Below are 17,230 nucleotides of genomic sequence, written 5' to 3' on the forward strand. Positions count from 1 at the left end.
AACGGAATCAAACCGGCAAGGTGAGGATGAATTCGGTGAAGTCGCCTTCCTCCGTTTCGACCCGCAGCGTGCCGCCGTGGCCCTTAGTTACAATTTCGTGGCTCATCGAGAGGCCTAAGCCGGTGCCCTCGCCCACGGGTTTGGTAGTGAAAAAGGGCTGAAATATCTGTTCGAGGATGGCAGGCGGCATGCCGGTCCCGTTGTCGCGCACCCGAATTTCGACGGCCTGCTCGGCGGGCCGGGTGCTCACGCTTACACGGGGCACGTAGCCGGGGCCCGCGCCTTGCTCGCGTTGGTGCACGGCGTAGCAGGCGTTGGTGAGTAGGTTCACTATCACCCGGCCTATGTCCTGCGGCACCAGGCTAACGAAGGGAAGTTGCGGGTCCAGATCAAGGGTAAGGGAGAGGGGAAAGGCAGGCGCCTGATACCGAAATGCTTCGTGGGCCAGCCGCACATTTTCAGTTACGAGGGCGTTGACATCGGTGCTCTCAGGCTGGCTATTGCCGGTGCGGGCGTGCTCCAGCATGCCTTTGATGATGGAGGAAGCGCGCAGGCCGTGCTGGCTGATTTCTTGCAGGTTTTGCTTGAGCCCAGCCACTATTTCGTGCTCCAGCTCGGCTTTAGAACCGCCGGCATCGGGCATTGGGCGCTGCATATCGTTGAGCATACGGGTGCTGACTTCGGCAAAGCGCTTCATGAAGTTGAGCGGGTTTTGCAGCTCGTGCGCAATACCCGCCGACACCTCGCCCACAAAGGCCCACTTTTCGGCCGCTACCAGCTCGTTCTGAGTTCGGCGCAGCTGGGCTACAGTGCGTTTGTTGAGCCGTAATTGCCGATAAAAAACAGCTCCTAATCCTGCTCCGGCGGCTGCTACCAGCAGTGCCGAGCCCAACATAATGCTGCGCTGCCGCAGGCGCAGGCCCTGAGCTACTTGCTGCTGGCGCAAGGCGACAATCTGGGCGCGCTGTACTTTTTCCTGCCGTTCGACTTCGTATTGCGCGACATGTAAGTGGGCGTAGGCCGCGTTCATTGAATCGCTCAATGCCAAATACTTGCCGGTGAAGTGTTGGATTCCGGCAGGCTGCTGGTGGGCATCGTAAAAACGAATGATCTGTTGGAGCAGCTTGTGGCGAATCTGGTCGAGCCGACCAGCGGTGGCTTTGCGGTAAGCCAATAACCATCGGGCCTCTGCTTGCGGGTATTCACCCCGCAGTTCGTGGTACTGGGCCCAGGTAGCGTCCAAGGTAAATTCGCCCATCCGACCCGAAACGGGAAAGCGCAGCGAATCGGAGAGGTGCTGGGCTAGCAGCAACTGCTTTCGGGCGGCACCCAGGTCGCGCTGCTTCAACAAGGCCGCGGCCTTCAGCACCAGCGCGTGAGCAGTGGCTTCCTGTTCATAAAACCGAACCTTTCCAGCTACCTCCTGAGCCTGGTGGGCGTACTCTAGGGCAGCCGGGTAATTTTGTTCCAGAAGCTCCAGCCGCGACAGCCCCTGCAGCGTGGTGAAGCGGCGCATGTTGCTAAGGTGGTACCGGTTATCGAGCGCCAGGGCCCGCTGGAGGTACATGCGGGCCCGGGGGAGGTTGCCCCAATCCATGTACGCAACCCCGGTTACCAGCACTTCGGTGAGATAGTAGAGGCGGTCGAAGCGCTTGAACAGGTCGGCCGCGCGCAGGAAGTGGTTGATAGCCTGGTTATAGTTAGCGCGCTGCCGGTACGTGCCGGCCAGCACCAAGTGGCTGGCGGCCTCGTTTTGGTAAGGGCCATGTACTTGGTAATAAAGCAGCTTGCGCTGAAAATACGCGAAGCGGGTATCCGACTGACGAAGCCGGTTGTAGAGCGGAGCCAAATCGATGAGCAGCCGGGGAATAGGTCGCCGCTTTTCATCGAAAAGCTCAATAGCTCGGTGCAGCTGGCGCATGGCTTGGGCATCATCATGCCCGCTGACCCACAGCTGAACGCCGCGGCGCAAGTAGCGGTACGGGCGTTCATCCAGCGTGTGTAGTTTGGTATTGAGCACCAATAACTCATCGAGCAGCGGCAGTGCTTCTTCGCGCCGAGGCGCTTCGGTGAGTTCCACCACATCAAGCAAGTGCACGAGGGTACGCAGCCGGGCCGTATCGGCCTGCTGGCTGGGTAAGGTGCGGCGCAGGGAATCATAGTCGACGTTCCAATAGCTCCGGGCTTGGAGCCGGGGGCTAAGCAAGGTGACTACCAGCAGTAAAAAGCAGCAATAGGCGGCAGAGCGCACAGGTGTGGTAAGAGCGGCGTGATGTGTGCTATACTAAGGGTAAATCAGGTAGTTAGCACGGAGCAAAATCAATCAATGATACGGGACTAAAAGGGGTTTTTCGCTACCTGTTAATGATAATAGTTGGAAAAAATTCCAAAATTTATAATCACGTTACAATAAGGCAGGAATCCACAGCCATTCTGGTGAGCCAACGGCCGTCAGGCTGAGTCCCGCTGAACCGAAGTATTGCGAGGAGGAAGAGGGAAACCCTTAAAGTAGCAGAGGGCTTTAGGTGCTGACCACTCACGCTGGCCAGAGCTAGCCGGACAACTGATTCAGCAGCACGGAGGCACTCATATAGCTCATCACCAGCACCACCAGCCCGCCAAATACGGCCAGCCACAGCGGGTGTCGGTAATTGCCGACCACATCCTGCCGGTACGCCGCCACAAGCAAGGTGCCGAGCGTAATCGGCAGGATAAACCCGTTGACCGCGCCAGCCCATACCAGCAGGCTCACTGGCTTGCCAATGGTCACAAACACCAAGGTCGACAACACGATGAAACCGATGATAAAGCGGTTTTCGTGCGCCGCCGCTTGGGGCAGCAGCGACTTCAGAAAGGATATGGATGTATAAGCCGAGCCGATGATGGACGTGACGGCCGCCGCAAACATCACCACTCCAAACAGGCGGTACCCTAACTCTCCGGCCGCCAGCCGAAACACCGAGGCCGGCGGGTTGCTGGCATCCACCGCTAGCCCCTTACTGACTACACCGAGCGTGGCCAGAAATAGAAACACCCGAATCAAGGAAGCCGCCGAAATCCCCATCACGGCGCTCTGGGTGACCTGGGGTAGGGCAACTTGGCCTTTCACGCCCGCATCGAGCAGGCGGTGGCCGCCCGAGAAAGTGATGTAGCCGCCCACGGTGCCGCCCACCAGCGTCACAATGGCCGTGAAGTCAATGGTGGCAGGAGCTACCGTACGCAGCGCGGCCTCGGCCACGGGCGGGCCCGAGGTAAAAGCCACGTACACAATAGTCAGAATCAGAACCAAGCCCATAAGCTGGGCGAAGCGGTCCATCACCGGGCCGGCTTCGCGCACCAGAAATACGGCCACTGCCAGCGCAGCGGCCAGCACGGCACCCACAGGCACGGGCAGGCCGAAGAGGGCTTCCAGGCCCAAGCCAGCCCCGCCTACGTTGCCGATGTTGAAGGCTAAGCCGCCGAGCACGATCAGCGCTGAAATAAACCCGCCCAGCCCAGGCAGCACACGGTTGGCAATGTCCGAGGCCCGCAGCTCCGACACGGCAATAACCCGCCAGATATTCAGCTGCACGCCGATATCGATGAGCACCGAAGCCAGGATAACGAAACCGAAGCTGGCGCCCAGCGACTGGGTGAAGACGGTGGTTTGGGTGAGGAAGCCGGGGCCAACGGCGGAGGTAGCCATCAGAAATGCCGCGCCCAGCAGCACGCCCCAGTTGCGCGGCCTCATGCGGTGGTGGCGCGGTGGTGCCCGGCGCGTAGCTGAATGCCTTCGGCCTGCAGCGTCTCGCGAATCTGCCGGGCAAATTCCAGTGCGTGTGCGCCGTCGCCGTGAATGCAAACGGTATCGGCCCGGATGACGACGTCTTCACCCGACAATGCCCGGACGCGCTCTTCCTTCACCATGCGCACCACTTGAGCAATGGCAGCGGCCGAATCGGTAATTAAGGCATTGGGCTGGCGGCGCGGCGTAAGCGTGCCGTCGGGCTGGTAGGTGCGGTCGGCGAAGACTTCGTGGGCGGCGTTGAGGCCCAGCTTCTCAGCGGCCGAAATGAAGGCACTGCCGGCCAGGCCGTAGAGGCAGGCCTCGGGGTGCACGCGGTACACGGCTTCGGCAATGGCTTCGGCCAGGGCAGCGCTGGTAGCGGCCATGTTGTAAAGCGCGCCGTGGGGCTTCACGTGGTGCAAAGTGCCGCCTTCAGCCCGCACAAAAGCTTGCAGGGCACCCAATTGGTACACCACCATGTCAAAAGCTTCTTCAGCCGATACGGCCATTTCGCGGCGGCCGAACCCCACCAGATCGGGCAGGCCGGGATGGGCACCGATGGCCACACCGTGCTGCAAGGCGTGGCGCACGGTGCGCTTCATCACGGCGGGGTCGCCGGCGTGAAAGCCACAGGCAATGTTGGCAGACGTTACGTAAGGAAGAATGGCGGCGTCGTGGCCCAGGGTATAAGCCCCGAAACTCTCGCCCATGTCGCAGTTAAGGTCGACGGTGTAGGTGTGGGTCATGCGTGAAGCGTACGAAGCGCGAGGCTCCGGTGGAGTTGTTGAAGGCGAAGTTCCTGCTGAAATAAAGCCTGGTGGGCTTCGGCCAACGTCACTTGCTGAAAGCGAATCTGGCCGCTGGGTGGCACTTGTGCTAAGCGGGCAAGATCAGCCGAAATTACCTGCCCGACGCGCGGATAGCCACCGGTGGTCTGATGATCGGCCATGAGCACGATGGGGCTGCCCGCCGCCGGCACCTGCACCGTACCGAAGGTAACAGCAGCGGAAAGTAGTTCGCCGGCTTCGCGCAGCCCTAGTGTGGGGCCGTTCAGGCGGTAGCCCATGCGGTCGGAGCTGGGGCTGAGGGTGAATTCCTGCTCCCAGAATTCCTGTTGGCTGCGCTCGGTGAAGCGAGCGTATTCCGGGGCAGGCAGGGCACGGATGAGGGTGGGCTCGGCGGCTCCAAACTGCTCATATGCAACCGACCAGGTTGCCTGTGTCCAGCACGAATTCGTGCTTGCAGTTTTACTCGATATATCTAGGCTTAAATGACTACTTGATTGTGTTTTATTAGATAATATATCCGCTGTTTGCAGGCCATTCAGCAGGCTCCGGCTGGTGGCTGTCAGCTCGCCAATAGGCAGTACGTCGCCGGCCTGCAGAGTCCGGCCGCGGAAGCCGCCAATGCCAGCGCGCAGGTAAGTGGCGCGGCTACCAAGCACAAGCAGCACCGCTATGCCGCCGCCAATGCTGAGGTAGCCCCAGCGGCCTGCTCGCGGAGCTTGAAACGCCAACTCGCAGCCCGCCGTGACGGCAACTGGCCGGTTCGTTTTTACCTGTTCGCCGTTGAGGGTAGGCACAAAGTCGGCACCGGTCACCGCTATAAGGCAGTCGGTTTCGAAACGGATGTGCGGGGAGGGAAATGCAAATTCAAGGGCCGCCGCGCCGGTGGGGTTGCCCACCAGCAGATTGCCCACGCGCAGGGCATTGCTATCCATCGCGCCGCTCACAATGACACCCGCGTGCCGGTAACCGAAGCGGCCGGCGTCCTGCACGGTGGTCAGCAAACCAGGGCCGAGGATGCTAAGAGTCATGCTGCTGCAACTGTTGGTACTCTTGTTCGGAAATCGGCACGAAGCGCAGGCGCTGGCCGGCTTCCAGCAGGCTCGGCGACGCGGCCTCGGGCGTAAACAGCCGTAGCGGCGTACGGCCGATGAGCTGCCACCCGCCGGGTGTGGGCAGCGAGTAGACACCCGTTTGGGGTCCGGCAATGCCCACCGAGCCCGCCGGTACCCGCTGCCGCGGCTGCTCTTTGCGCGGCGTGGCCAGTCGGCCATCCATTCCCCCGAGGTAGGGAAAGCCCGGGGCGAAGCCAATCATGTACACCAGGTATTCAGGCTGGGAGTGGAGCGCAACGACGTCGGCCACGGAAAGGTGGGTATGGTGTGCTACCAGCTCTAAATCAGGCCCATGCAGGCCGCCATAGCACACGGGTACTTCCACCAGTGGAGGCGTGGCCTGCGCCGTGGCAGTGGGCATGCGGCGCAGCAACTCTTGCAGCTGCGCGGTAACGTAGTCGGCCGCATCGGCGTGGCCCGTCTGGCTGATCAGCCACGGATTGTAGTACACCGTAAGGGTAGTGAAAGCCGGCACCAACTCCACCAGCCCTAGGAAAGGATGGGCCCGCACGTAAGAGGCAGCAGCCTGAATAGTGCGGTGGATATCGGGGCTGATGACTTCGCCAAACTGCAGCACCATGGCCGCGTCGCCCAGCGGAAAAAGCCGCATCGGAGCAACAGCAGCATCTGGAGCGGGGTACAAAGTCATCGGTGGGTTTGGTTTACCTTCGGGTTCTGGCAGTGAGATTACCACCGAATGAACACAAAACATAGCGTCGCGGCACTTGGTAGCGGCTTTTTGCTTGCTCTGGGCTTGTCCGCCTGCACCAATAAATTGAACGTGAGCCAATCAGCTGCCGTGCCCGTGGTGCCGGGCGTGAGTCAGGAACTGGCCGAGGACCGTGCCCGGCGCATTTCGCGGCTTTCGTACGATTTGCAGTTTTACGTGCCGAACGTCAAGAGCCTGCCCATCGCCGCTACCGAGACGGTGGCTTTCTGGCTTTCGGCGGCCGACCAGCCTTTGCAGCTCGATTTCAAGGAGCAAACCGACAAGCTGAAGGCGCTGACGGTAAACGGCAAGCCCATTGGCATCGACCACCGCGACGAGCACTTGGTGCTGCCGGCCGCTAGCCTGCGCAAGGGCCTGAACGAGGTTCGCATCGAGTTTATGGCCGGCAACCAGTCGCTGAACCGCAACGAGGATTACCTCTACACTTTGCTGGTGCCCGACCGAGCCCGCACGGTATTCCCGGTTTTCGATCAGCCCAACCTGAAAGCTTCCTTCAAACTGGCCCTGACGCTGCCGCCCGATTGGCAGGCCTTGGCCAACGGCCCGGTGCAGGATTCCACGGTAACGGCCACGGCCAAAACCTACCGCTTCGCGCCCTCCGATACCATCAGTACCTACTTGTTTTCATTTGCCGCCGGCAAGTTTACGCCCCTCACGCGTACCCTGTCCGGCCGCGAAATGACCCTGCTGCACCGCGAAACCGACCAGAGCAAGCTGCGCCTGAGCCTGGACCCCATCTTCCAGATTCACGCCGACGCACTGCGCTTTATGGAAGACTACACGGGCATCAAGTACCCATTCCGCAAGTTCGATTTTGTGGCCATTCCCGACTTCCAGTACGGCGGGATGGAGCACGTAGGGGCCATCGACTACAAAGCCAGCACGCTCTTTCTGGACGAAGGCGCGACGCAGGACCAGAAAATTGCCCGTTCCAGCCTCATCAGCCACGAAACGGCCCATATGTGGTTTGGCGACCTGGTGACCATGCAATGGTTCAACGACGTGTGGATGAAGGAGGTGTTTGCCAACTTCATGGCCGACAAAATCACGCAGGTGGCCGTTGCCAATTCCAATTACGACCTGAAGTTCGTCATTGACCACTACCCGGCGGCTTACAGCGTGGACCGCACCACCGGCGCCAACCCCATCCGGCAAGAGCTCAGCAACCTCAAGGATGCCGGCTCACTCTACGGCAACATCATCTACCACAAAGCGCCCATCATGATGCGGCAGCTGGAGCGGCTGATGGGTGAGGAGCCGTTTCGCCAGGGGCTGCAGGAGTATTTGCGCAAGTACGCCCACGGCAACGCCACCTGGCCCGACCTCATTCAGATCCTCGACGCCCGTACGCCCACCGACCTGCAGGCCTGGAACCAGGTGTGGGTAAATCAGCCGGGCCGGCCGGTGTTTGATTACGAGGTGCAAACCAGCAACGGCAAGATTACCAGTCTGCAATTGACGCAGCGTGCCGAGGACGGCTCCGACCGCCTCTGGCCGCAACTGTTCGAGGTGCTGCTGGTATTCCCCGACGGCCGCACCAAAGAGCTGACCGTAAACATGAACCAGCCTCGCGTCCTGCTTGAGCAGGCCCAAGGGGAGCCGGTGCCAGCATTCATGCTATTTAACTCCACTGGCCTGGGCTACGGTGTGTTCCCCCTGGATGACCAGCTGAATGTGCGGCTCTCCTATCGGTACGACGCTTTGGCGCAGGCGCTGGGCCGCAACTTCGCCTTGCTGCCCAACGCCGTAGCCCGGGCCGCGGCCTACGTCAACCTCTACGAGAACATGCTCAACGGTCGCTACCTGCGGCCCCGCCCGCTGCTGGATGTGTACCGGCAGCGGCTCGGGCAGGAGTCGGAGGAGCTGAACCTGAAGCTGTTGACCGGGCAGCTGAGCGACATGTACTGGAAGTTTTTGAAGCCCGAGGAGCGCACCGCCCTGGCACCCCAGCTAGAGAAGGAAATCTGGCAGGCCATGCAGCAAAATCCGGCCCCGAACTCCAAGAAGCTGTTATTCAAGGCCTATCAGTCGGTGGCGCTGAGCAAGGAAGCCCAAGCCCGGCTGTACCAGCTCTGGGAGCAGCAGCAAGCCCCGGCCGGTATCAAGCTTACCGAGGACGACTACACGGCCCTGGCGCTGGCCTTGGCCGTGCGCGACTACCCAGCGCCCAAGCCCTTGCTGCCTACCCAGTTGGCTCGCATCAAGAACCCCGACCGGCAAAAGCGCTTGCAGTTCCTAATGCCGGCCCTTTCGCCGGACGCCGCCACCCGCGACCAGTTCTTTGCCTCGCTCAGCGACGAGCAGAACCGCGAGAAAGAAGCCTGGGTGGTATCGGCGCTGGCTTACCTGCACCATCCGCTGCGCCTGAGCACTTCCGAAAAATACCTGCCCAAGAGCCTGGAATTGCTAGAAGAAATTCAGCAGACCGGCGACATCTTCTTCCCCTACAACTGGCTGCAGGCAACCCTGAGCTCCTACCAGTCGCCTGCGGCGGCGCGCACCGTGCGTACGTTTCTGGAGGCTAATCCGCGCCATAATCCCAAACTGCGGGCGAAGCTGCTGCAGGCGGCGGATGACTTGTTTCGGGCTGAGAGGCTGGTTGAGCACCATAAGTAGCAGATATAGTCGTTTCGGCGTTCCTCGGAGGAGATGCTCCGAACTTGTAAGTCCGCTGGTGCTTGGCTCGTACAATCAGATAGTTGATTTTTCTTCATGGGCTTTATCCAAATCATCAAGTATCTATTGAGCCGGCACAACGTTACGGCGCCTATCGAAGTGGCTGCAGCAACTTCTTACTCGGCATACTCCAATGCGGAAGCCCATGATGCGGCCCTGCGCGCAGAAACCATGGCGCAAATCGCCGACGATACCCTTAGATTATCGACTCAATACGGTCCGCTTGATGCATTCCTGTATCGGCCCGACTTCGACATATTCTTACGGAAACAGGTTTTGCCTTTTCAACAGCCAACAAATCCGCACTTGGGCTTTCTAGACATGAATCATTGGCGGGAGAAGCATCCCTTTAATTTCCCAGGGCCGTTTTACGTGGGAGAATCTGACACCTGTGGCACTGGTGTCTGCGAGGCGCCAGAGAATGTAGGCAACGACGTTAACTGCTGCGAATACGTATTTCGGCAGCCCACCTCGTATCAGGAGTTGGTCTGCGTGCTGAATGCGGCTGCCGTCGAAGTGTTCGACAGCTATTCAGCCAACGGTAATGAATACTGGACTTACGGGGCCTGTAAAGATTGGTGGCGCAACCGCAACGACATCATACAAGCGCTGCTTGCCCCAGAGCTGGCCAGGATGAATAATGGCCAAGACCAACTCTACCTGAATTACCTGCGGGGCGCAGCCGAAGGGGATCTGCGCCGTTATTGCTTTTTCCTGGAAAACGGTGTGTATCCTCCCAACGCAACTGCGGCACTGCCGGATTTGTAAGCGGCAGTAAACCTACGCTAATCACCCACTTAAAATCAGGAAGCAAAATGGAGGTTACCTACCGTACGGGCTATCAGTCCTAAAGCGCCGCTCAAACTCTTCCCGCGAGCAAAGGGACTTCACGTCCACCATGCGGTCGATGGAAAGGATGCCATCGAGGTGGTCGATTTCGTGCTGAAGCAGCTCGGCCAGGTCGTCTTCGCGACCGGCGTGGGTTTCGTGCCAAGCACCCGTCAGGTCTTGGTAGCATACTTTGATCCACTCGTGGCGCTCCACTTGCATAAAAATGGAGAGAAACGAGAGGCAGGCATCCCATACCACCATGGTTTCGGGGCTGCGGTCCACAATGCTGGGATTGATCAGCGGCCACACTTCGCGGCCCGGCAGGCGCAACAGAATTACCCGCTGCAGCGCCCCGATCTGCGGGGCCGCAATGGCGCGGCCGTAGCCAGTGGTTGCGCGCCAGTGCGCTACGGTATCGATTAGGTCTTGCACCAAGGTGGCCACGTGCGGGGCCGTAGGGTCGGGCACGGGCTGGGCGATGTCGCGCAGCACCGGGTGGCCGAGCTGCAAAATGTCACGAATAGGCATGGTGGAAGTTAACGCTGTTTGACGGCTTGCACCATGCGTCGCAGCTCAGCCGCCGAGTACACCTGGCCCCGACTGACTACGGTGTGAATGCGGCGCAGATGGCGGATATCCGTCAGCGGGTTCTGCTCGAGCAAAACCAAATCGGCATCCTTGCCAGCCCGAATGGTACCGGAGCGTTGGTCGGCTTTCAGAAACCGGGCGCCGTTGATGGTGGCCGCTTGCAGAGCCTGCGCGGGAGTGAGGCCGGCCTGCACCAGCAGCTCCAGCTCCGACAGTAGGGAGACGCCGGGGTACACATAAGAATTGAACGGGCCGCTGTCGGAGCCAGCCAGCAGCGTGACGCCGGCGGCCTGCATGGCGGGTATCAGCTCCATAAACTTCGCGCCGAGCTGCTTATTGAAGGCTCGGGTGGCAGGGCTTTGGGCACGGGCACTGGCAATGCGCCGGGCGTACGTAGCCTCAATGCTCGGGGCAATGTAAGCCAGCATGGTGTCGCGGGCGTGGTCGGTTTCCGGTAGCTCGCGCAGCACTTGCTGAATGTAGAGCGTGGGCACCACGGCCGTGCGGCGGGCAGCCAGCAGGCGGAACGTTTCGCGGGCCACGGAGGGGTCGTAGGTGCGGTAAATGGCCGGCAGCACCGCAAACAGTCCCAGCGGCTTGCTGGTGCGCAGGCTATTCTGCACGGCCGTGGTGATGCTGTCTTCCTTCGCAGAACAGGCCTTGAATACATAGTACAGATGCTCGGTGGCATCGAGGCCCAGCTGCGATGCTTCGCGCAGGCTGGCGGTGTAGGGCATGTGGCCAGTAGTGGTCAGCCCGCGCTTTTCGGCCGCCGCAATGGTGCCCAGGAAGGCCTCACGCGAGATGGTGCTTTCGTAGAGCTTCACGTAATCAACCTTCAGTCGCTGCAGCGAGTCCAGCGCCTTTTCAATCTGGGCCGGCGTTTCGACCACCAATGAACCGGCCCAGATAGGCTTGGGGCCATCCAGCTTGGGGCCCGATGTGTAGATACGCGGCCCGGCCAGCCGCCCCGCCTGCATTGCCTCGCGCCACTGAAAAATGGCCGGTGTCAGGTCGCCGCCGGCGTCGCGCACGGTAGTCACGCCGTGAGCCAGGTAGAGTGGGAGCAGGTTGCGGTTGGCTGTGGTCAGGGTATCGCCGCCGCGGAAGTGCACGTGCATATCCCACAGGCCTGGAATAAGGTAGCGGCCCTGCGCGTCGATGGTCTGGCCGCTGGCAACGGGTTGCTTGTTGGTTTTGCTGATGCGCTCAATTCTCCCTTGGCTGATGACAACAGTTTGGTCGTTTAGCACCCGTGCCGTTTCTACGTCCACGATGTTGGCATGGGTGATGGCTATGTCGTACGGCTGCTGGGGCTGACGACCGGCGCAACCGGCTAGTAGCGCGACGGAAAAGAGGAGGGGTAGATGCTTCATGGTGAGCCAGACGCGCAGGGTAAGCAAGTATTGCTATAAAGATGCAGCAAACGTGAGCGTATAAGCAGAAGGCTCGGGTTGTCTAGGTGTGAGTATCAGCTTGGAGAATGATGCCTGAGTTTATGTTGATAAGGATGAATCAGCCCTGTTAATGGTCCAGTGACGGTCTCAGCCAATCCGTTTCTAGCATCATATGATTTGTAGCAGCGTGTCTATATCCTCATCTGATTCCAAAATACACTCATCTAACGCAATGAAGGCAAGCAAGTGAATCGGTTTGCTGAGTAAGCTGGCTGCGTACATCTTATGATGTCCATCGACAACGTAATGCGCCAAGCACCAATGTTGGGTAGCCACAGCGCTGGGAGCATCTGGGTCTACCCAGGCCGGGGCTTTTATATCAAGAACTGATAAGCTGATGGCCGTGGGCATCTTCTCTGCCTCTAGTTCCTGTTTATAATATTCGACCCTTTCGGGATCAAGCCAGTTTTGAGGAAAAATAGGTATGATGAATTCGTATGCCTTTTGATCTTCCTTCAGCGGGTTGTCAGTTCCTCTGTAGTATCGAATCTTGGGGAAGTGTGGTAATCCTGAGAAACCATCGATTCCCCATACCTCTACTTGTTCATGGCTGAAATAGTCCAGTGTACCACCAAGCTCTACAAGCTTTGGAAAGACCTTGAGTAGAGCTATTCTATATCTGCCGGCGGGAATAATTGCTGAGATTGTTTCAAGCATGCTTGGGTCTAAGTGCTCAATTCCTTCGTTCAGCCGTTGAATAGTATACTTAGAATCGATTGACTGACTAGCTCCCCCCAAGCGTTCGAAGTAGAAGCGGCAAGTGCTACATATGTTACCTATTTCATAAGCCGGTTTGCCATCAATGTAGATGAACCTATTCCAAACGGACCAATGCTCAGTACCTGTTTTGACAAACGATATAACAGTGTTTGAGTCTAGCTTTTCTAAGTAGCTTATTTCTGTAACACGCTGCATATTAAAGCATTTTTGTGTGTGGTATTTTGCTGAAGTAGAAGGTGGGCCTCGGTCTTATCTCTAGTTTTTCTACGCACCCAGCAACTCCCGCAGCACCGGCAGCACCCGCATTCCACGCTCCAGGTCGATATCCGCTACTTGAACCACCCGGGCCGCGGGGCCACCTACTGCCAGACCAAGTACTTGCTGCCGCTCAGGTTGGCTGAAATCGGCAAAAGAGCGGCGTAGCAAAGGCACGATTTCCTGAAATACCTCTTCCGTGAGGCCCGACAACCAAGCATCGAGCAGGTCGAACAGGACGCGGTTGTGGATGAGCAGCAGGCCGCTGCCGCGCAGAAAGCCCTCAATCCAGGCTGTGGCGTACTCCGTGGGTTGGGCGGGGGCGAGGGCCAGGCCGAGCAAGGTGGCCGTATTGTCGGCGGCCAGCTGCTGTGCGTCGAAAAGCAGACGGGTGGCGGCACCGGCGAGCAGGCCGCTGCTAGCGGGCTGCCGCGTAATTTGGTGCAGCGCGGCGTACCAATCGGCTTGCTGAGCCTCATCGGGCAACAGGCGAATGGCTTGGTGAGCCGCTTCCAGCCGCTCTAGCAGCTGACGGGCCGCGTCGTGGTCGAGGCCGGTGGTAGCCAGCGGCAGCGAGATGCACAGGCGTGGCACCAAGTGGTGCACTACTTGAGCTACCTGGCTAGCTTCGGTGCGGCGCACGTTGCCGTAGCGCAGCACATTTACCAACGGTGGTAGGGCGGCCAGCAGGTGCGCCACGTCGCGGGTGTCGGCGCTCAGCGTTTCCAGCCGGGCTACCAGCGCGGGCAGAGCAGGAGCGAGGTCAGCTCTAAGAGCCTCTTCCAGCAGCGGACTGATCTGGCTGAGGTCGGTAGCTTCGGCGGCGCGGTGGCTGGCGGCACCGCTGGCGGCATCGAGCACCGTATTGCCCCATCGGCCCGCTTCCAGCACCTGCAGCACCATATCGGGCCGCCACTGCAGCTCCCATACCTCGTGGAAAGTACCGCTTTTGCCCTCCACGCGCTGCGGCCGCCCCCAGCGGATGCCCAGCAGCCCGAGGCGGTGCAGCAGGTGGCTGCGGCTCAGGTCGGTATCCTTGCGCAGGTCCAGGGCCAGGGTTTTGCGGGCGGCTTCGGGCTTCAGTCGCAGCGTTTTCTGCTGCTGGGCCAGGTCTTGTTGCAAGGGTGAAGCCGGCAACTCCTCCGGCACCTCGCCCAGCTTTTCACCGATGACCAGCTGCTCGTGCACCAGCTGCAACGCCTCGGCATAACCACCCCCAAAGATGCTCACCGCCGCTTCCTCCAGCTCCTCAATGCCCGGCAAGGCCAACCCGCGCACGGCCGCCAAGGCCTCCGCCAGCCGCACGCCTTCGATGGCGTGCGCCGACGATGCATCAATCTGTTGAGCCCGCAGCAGGTGCGCCGCTCGCACCATCCAGTGCGTCACCACCTGCTCGTGCGGCACTTCAAATAGCAGCTCGTACCAGGCCGGCGACAATACGCCCGCACCGTAGCCTGACTGTCGAGCCAGCCGATCATAGGTCCAGGGCACCCAAGTGGCTTCGGTTTTGACCTTGCCGAGCCCTTTCAGGCGGGCCTTATCGTCCTTAGCGAAGCGCGGCAGCTCCTCGGCCCGTAGCACCGGGGCGTGCCAGGCCCCGCACACCACGGCTACCCGCTGGTAGCCCTGCTTGAGCGTGGTGCGCAGCATTTCGCGCATGTAGGCCTCGCGCAGCAACGTTTCCGCTGATTCCGGCTGATCCAGTTCCTCCCGCAGCGCTGTCATCATCTGCAGCACTACCTCGAAGGCGTCTGTGTGGCCAGTAGAATGCTCGATGCGGGCTTCCCACCACCGTTCGCCGTCGGTATAGCCATCGAGTAGAGCAAGCTGGGCGATGGGGTCGAGGCGGAGCGGAGTTTCGGCTGTGGCCGCTTGTTCAGGGGAGGCTGATGGGTCGGGCTGGGCTGCGGCATCGGGTACGTGCGCTACTGAGTCGGGCAGGGCGAAGCGCAGCGTCATCGGCAAGTCAAAGCAGCGCAAGTGCGCGCCGTGCCGCTGGCACCATAGCGCCGCCTGCCATTCGGGTGAGAAGTGCGCGAAGGGCAGGAAAGTGGCTTGGGCGTGCTGCTTGGGATTGTAGATCAGCAGCGCCACGGGCGGGCGCAAGGCTTCGTTGGTTACCTCGGCTAAAGCCTTTTCGCCGTCGGCAGGGCATTCGAGCAGCAGCACATCGGGCTGGAACTCGTCCAGCGCCTTGAGCAGGCTGGCCGTGCTGCCGGGGCCGTGGTGGCGGATGCCGAAGAGGCGGAGGTCAGGCATAAGTTGATGATGGTGCAGCTGGCGGACCTGGCGGAACAGTTATACTTCTCTGTTTTCTCTGATTAAGAAAGGACCTGCAGGAGTTGCCGCGCGGCCCAACGCCCAGATTCCACCGCTCCGTCGAGCCGGCCCCACTCACTAACGGAAGTTTCGGCTCCGGCCCAGAGCAATTGGCCGTCCCATAGTGGCTGCCGCAGCAGCGCTGGCCCCTGCAAGGGAACTGCCAAGGGGGGCTGCTCATCGCCGGGCACACTGGTCAGCGGCTCGCGCGACCAATCCAGCTCGTGGTAAGCCAGCGGAGTAGCCGCCGCCGGCCCGAATAATGAGCTTAGTTGAGCAAGAGCCGCCGCCTTGCGTTCAGCCTCAGTGGCGGAGCGGAGCGGGTGCGGTGCTGCCCAGAACCCGAACAACACGCCCGGCCGGCCGTTCTGCGGAGAAGCGTCGTGCATTTCCAGCAGCGGACCAGTCTGGCTTACCGCAAACCCCGACCACCCCGGCGTCCGCCAAAAGGGCTGCTCATACACAACCACGCTTTTCATCGCGTGACTCATCCAGGTGGGTACTGAGCGGAGAGTGTGCAGTAGTTCGGCGGACAAAGCTGGCTCGAAGGCTATGCTGTGGGCCACTAGCCGGGGTGGTAGCGCAAGCACCACTGCCGAGGCCGTGTGGGTAAGGGTACTTTCGCCTTGTTGAGTCACTACTGCTACTCCCTGTTGATCAGGCAGCTGCTGTATCTGTACCACGCGAGTGTTAAGTTGTAGGCATTCGGTGGGCAACTGCTGAGCCAGTGTGCGGCACAGCACGGCCGCCCCGCCCACAAAGCGCAGATAGCCTGCCGAACCCGAAGGATGGGGCAAGCGGTACACGCCCTGCGGCGTGTGGTATGCGGTGGCCCCGGTACTGGGCTGCTCGAAAGGACGAATGTTTAAATCAGCCAGCAACTGCATCAGGTGCGGGTGGTGCGTCCAGCCCCAGGTCGCGCCCAAGTCGACAAAGTCTGCTTCCGAACTAGTCGGTAACGGCGACACGGCGAGCGTGCGGCCGCCCACCCGGTCGCGCGCCTCCAGCACCAGCGCCGGCATGCCGGCAGCGTGCAAGGCTTGCGCGGTACAGAGGCCAGATAAGCCTGCGCCAACGATGATAACTGGCAATGGATAGGTGGTGGATGGCATTGAAATCAGGCGTATATGGCTATAGGGATTACCTGAATCACAGGCGCCTTTATCTCAGTAATTAATTCGGAGTCCTTCAAGCCATGATGGCTCATAGTTTGGAACCCCGAAAACATTTCCTTTAGAGCAGGATTAGTAAAACGGCTGAGGCTTGTCTTTCTTAGAAGATTGATAGATTGAGTTTGATCTTTTTTGATAATTTGAATAGCTTTTCCTAATACAAAAAACTCGCCATCCTCAATATCAGATATTGAAGGGTCGTTCAAGTATTCCCTGTCAATAGTAATGACAGAATTGAACTCTTCATTTACTCCTTCTCCAACAAGGTCTATGCTGCCTTCATTCTTTAATTGCCTTACTAGAAGCTCGAATTGTTCTAATCTCTTAGAGTTAACTTGGCTCTCAGTCTTTTGCTGTTTGGAGGTGGCAGGCTCATCCGAGAAACGTAGTGCCAAACGAAAAACTGAAACTAAGCTCTCTAAATCTCCTATAATTGGGTTATTACGTAATCTTGCCTTGAATAAGATAAAGTCTCCAGTTTTAGACTCAATTATATTATTCTTTACAAGCAGGCCTTTTGCGTCGAGCGAAGCTTGCATTTTTGCAAACAGCGAGTTGGGAGTGTGGATCTTTTGGCTTTCAGAAGATAGCTCACTAGCATTCTTGTGATACTTATTAGCTTCACCCTCCATTTTCACCCCTAAGAAGGCAAAAACATTATTGAGGCCAACTTCTCCTCTTACTTTATTCGTGGAATCGGCTTGTGATGATTCTGTTGTTTTTAATGTTTGCATCTGACTAAAGCCATCTTCAATGATGGCTAAAATGTCAAATACATATTTTTGATTTAGGTACAGGGGTATGGGATAGTTCATG

General features: G+C 59.3%; 13 protein-coding genes. 2 read left to right on the forward strand and 11 right to left on the reverse strand.

The features are described 5' to 3' along the window. Positions 1-7 precede the first annotated feature (7 nt). The 5 genes from AC5FXY_RS10330 to pxpB form a co-directional block, all read right to left on the reverse strand. On the reverse strand, positions 8-2,251 hold the full coding sequence (locus tag AC5FXY_RS10330) for an ATP-binding protein (protein WP_493556591.1): 2,244 nt from the start codon (positions 2,249-2,251) through the stop codon (positions 8-10). Between the two features lie 300 nt (positions 2,252-2,551). Continuing rightward, positions 2,552-3,730 (reverse strand): NRAMP family divalent metal transporter, encoded by a 1,179-nt coding sequence (locus AC5FXY_RS10335; protein ID WP_493556592.1) that lies wholly within the window; start codon positions 3,728-3,730, stop codon positions 2,552-2,554. Further along, positions 3,727-4,512 (reverse strand): LamB/YcsF family protein, encoded by a 786-nt coding sequence (locus tag AC5FXY_RS10340; protein WP_493556593.1) that lies wholly within the window; start codon positions 4,510-4,512, stop codon positions 3,727-3,729. Before AC5FXY_RS10340 ends, AC5FXY_RS10335 begins: the two co-directional genes overlap by 4 nt. Beyond that, positions 4,509-5,582 (reverse strand): 5-oxoprolinase subunit C family protein, encoded by a 1,074-nt coding sequence (locus AC5FXY_RS10345; RefSeq protein WP_493556594.1) that lies wholly within the window; start codon positions 5,580-5,582, stop codon positions 4,509-4,511. The genes AC5FXY_RS10340 and AC5FXY_RS10345 overlap by 4 nt, the downstream gene beginning before the upstream one ends. Further along, the gene (gene pxpB, locus AC5FXY_RS10350; RefSeq protein WP_493556595.1) at positions 5,572-6,315 is read right to left on the reverse strand and encodes a 5-oxoprolinase subunit PxpB; all 744 of its coding nucleotides are present in this window, start codon (positions 6,313-6,315) and stop codon (positions 5,572-5,574) included. The genes AC5FXY_RS10345 and pxpB overlap by 11 nt, the downstream gene beginning before the upstream one ends. A 48-nt stretch (positions 6,316-6,363) precedes the next feature. On the opposite strand from pxpB, the gene AC5FXY_RS10355 reads away from it, so the two are divergent. Beyond that, entirely contained in the window at positions 6,364-9,012 is a 2,649-nt protein-coding gene (locus AC5FXY_RS10355) for a M1 family metallopeptidase (RefSeq protein ID WP_493556596.1), read from the forward strand. Positions 9,013-9,108: 96 nt separating this feature from the next. Beyond that, positions 9,109-9,840 (forward strand): hypothetical protein, encoded by a 732-nt coding sequence (locus tag AC5FXY_RS10360; RefSeq protein ID WP_493556597.1) that lies wholly within the window; start codon positions 9,109-9,111, stop codon positions 9,838-9,840. Between the two features lie 54 nt (positions 9,841-9,894). On the opposite strand, the gene AC5FXY_RS10365 is transcribed toward AC5FXY_RS10360, so the two are convergent. From AC5FXY_RS10365 to AC5FXY_RS10390, 6 genes are all read right to left on the reverse strand, one after another. After that, positions 9,895-10,431: a peptide deformylase gene (locus AC5FXY_RS10365; RefSeq protein WP_493556598.1), complete on the reverse strand. Its 537-nt coding sequence runs from the start codon at positions 10,429-10,431 to the stop codon at positions 9,895-9,897. 8 nt (positions 10,432-10,439) lie between these two features. Further along, entirely contained in the window at positions 10,440-11,867 is a 1,428-nt protein-coding gene (locus AC5FXY_RS10370; protein ID WP_493556599.1) for an amidohydrolase family protein, read from the reverse strand. A 189-nt stretch (positions 11,868-12,056) separates the two neighbouring features. Next, positions 12,057-12,863, reverse strand: coding sequence for a hypothetical protein (locus AC5FXY_RS10375; RefSeq protein WP_493556600.1), 807 nt, complete (start codon positions 12,861-12,863; stop codon positions 12,057-12,059). Between the two features lie 69 nt (positions 12,864-12,932). Beyond that, complete coding sequence (locus AC5FXY_RS10380; protein ID WP_493556601.1) at positions 12,933-15,182, reverse strand: DUF5682 family protein; 2,250 nt, start codon at positions 15,180-15,182, stop codon at positions 12,933-12,935. A 62-nt stretch (positions 15,183-15,244) separates the two neighbouring features. Continuing rightward, entirely contained in the window at positions 15,245-16,354 is a 1,110-nt protein-coding gene (locus AC5FXY_RS10385; RefSeq protein WP_493556602.1) for a flavin monoamine oxidase family protein, read from the reverse strand. Between the two features lie 5 nt (positions 16,355-16,359). After that, positions 16,360-17,229: a DUF6414 family protein gene (locus AC5FXY_RS10390; protein WP_493556603.1), complete on the reverse strand. Its 870-nt coding sequence runs from the start codon at positions 17,227-17,229 to the stop codon at positions 16,360-16,362. Position 17,230 lies beyond the last annotated feature (1 nt).

The sequence above is a fragment of the Hymenobacter sp. FMD4 genome (assembly GCF_058932745.1).

Bases quoted from the DNA above. Each gene is read 5' to 3' on its own strand.
- AC5FXY_RS10360 (WP_493556597.1), top strand. From the start codon at position 9,109: ATGGGCTTTATCCAAATCATCAAGTATCTATTGAGCCGGCACAACGTT.
- AC5FXY_RS10380 (WP_493556601.1), bottom strand. From the start codon at position 15,182: ATGCCTGACCTCCGCCTCTTCGGCATCCGCCACCACGGCCCCGGCAGC.
- AC5FXY_RS10340 (WP_493556593.1), bottom strand. From the start codon at position 4,512: ATGACCCACACCTACACCGTCGACCTTAACTGCGACATGGGCGAGAGT.
- AC5FXY_RS10390 (WP_493556603.1), bottom strand. From the start codon at position 17,229: ATGAACTATCCCATACCCCTGTACCTAAATCAAAAATATGTATTTGAC.
- AC5FXY_RS10375 (WP_493556600.1), bottom strand. From the start codon at position 12,863: ATGCAGCGTGTTACAGAAATAAGCTACTTAGAAAAGCTAGACTCAAAC.
- AC5FXY_RS10355 (WP_493556596.1), top strand. From the start codon at position 6,364: ATGAACACAAAACATAGCGTCGCGGCACTTGGTAGCGGCTTTTTGCTT.
- AC5FXY_RS10370 (WP_493556599.1), bottom strand. From the start codon at position 11,867: ATGAAGCATCTACCCCTCCTCTTTTCCGTCGCGCTACTAGCCGGTTGC.
- AC5FXY_RS10385 (WP_493556602.1), bottom strand. From the start codon at position 16,354: ATGCCATCCACCACCTATCCATTGCCAGTTATCATCGTTGGCGCAGGC.
- AC5FXY_RS10335 (WP_493556592.1), bottom strand. From the start codon at position 3,730: ATGAGGCCGCGCAACTGGGGCGTGCTGCTGGGCGCGGCATTTCTGATG.
- AC5FXY_RS10345 (WP_493556594.1), bottom strand. From the start codon at position 5,582: ATGACTCTTAGCATCCTCGGCCCTGGTTTGCTGACCACCGTGCAGGAC.
- pxpB (WP_493556595.1), bottom strand. From the start codon at position 6,315: ATGACTTTGTACCCCGCTCCAGATGCTGCTGTTGCTCCGATGCGGCTT.
- AC5FXY_RS10365 (WP_493556598.1), bottom strand. From the start codon at position 10,431: ATGCCTATTCGTGACATTTTGCAGCTCGGCCACCCGGTGCTGCGCGAC.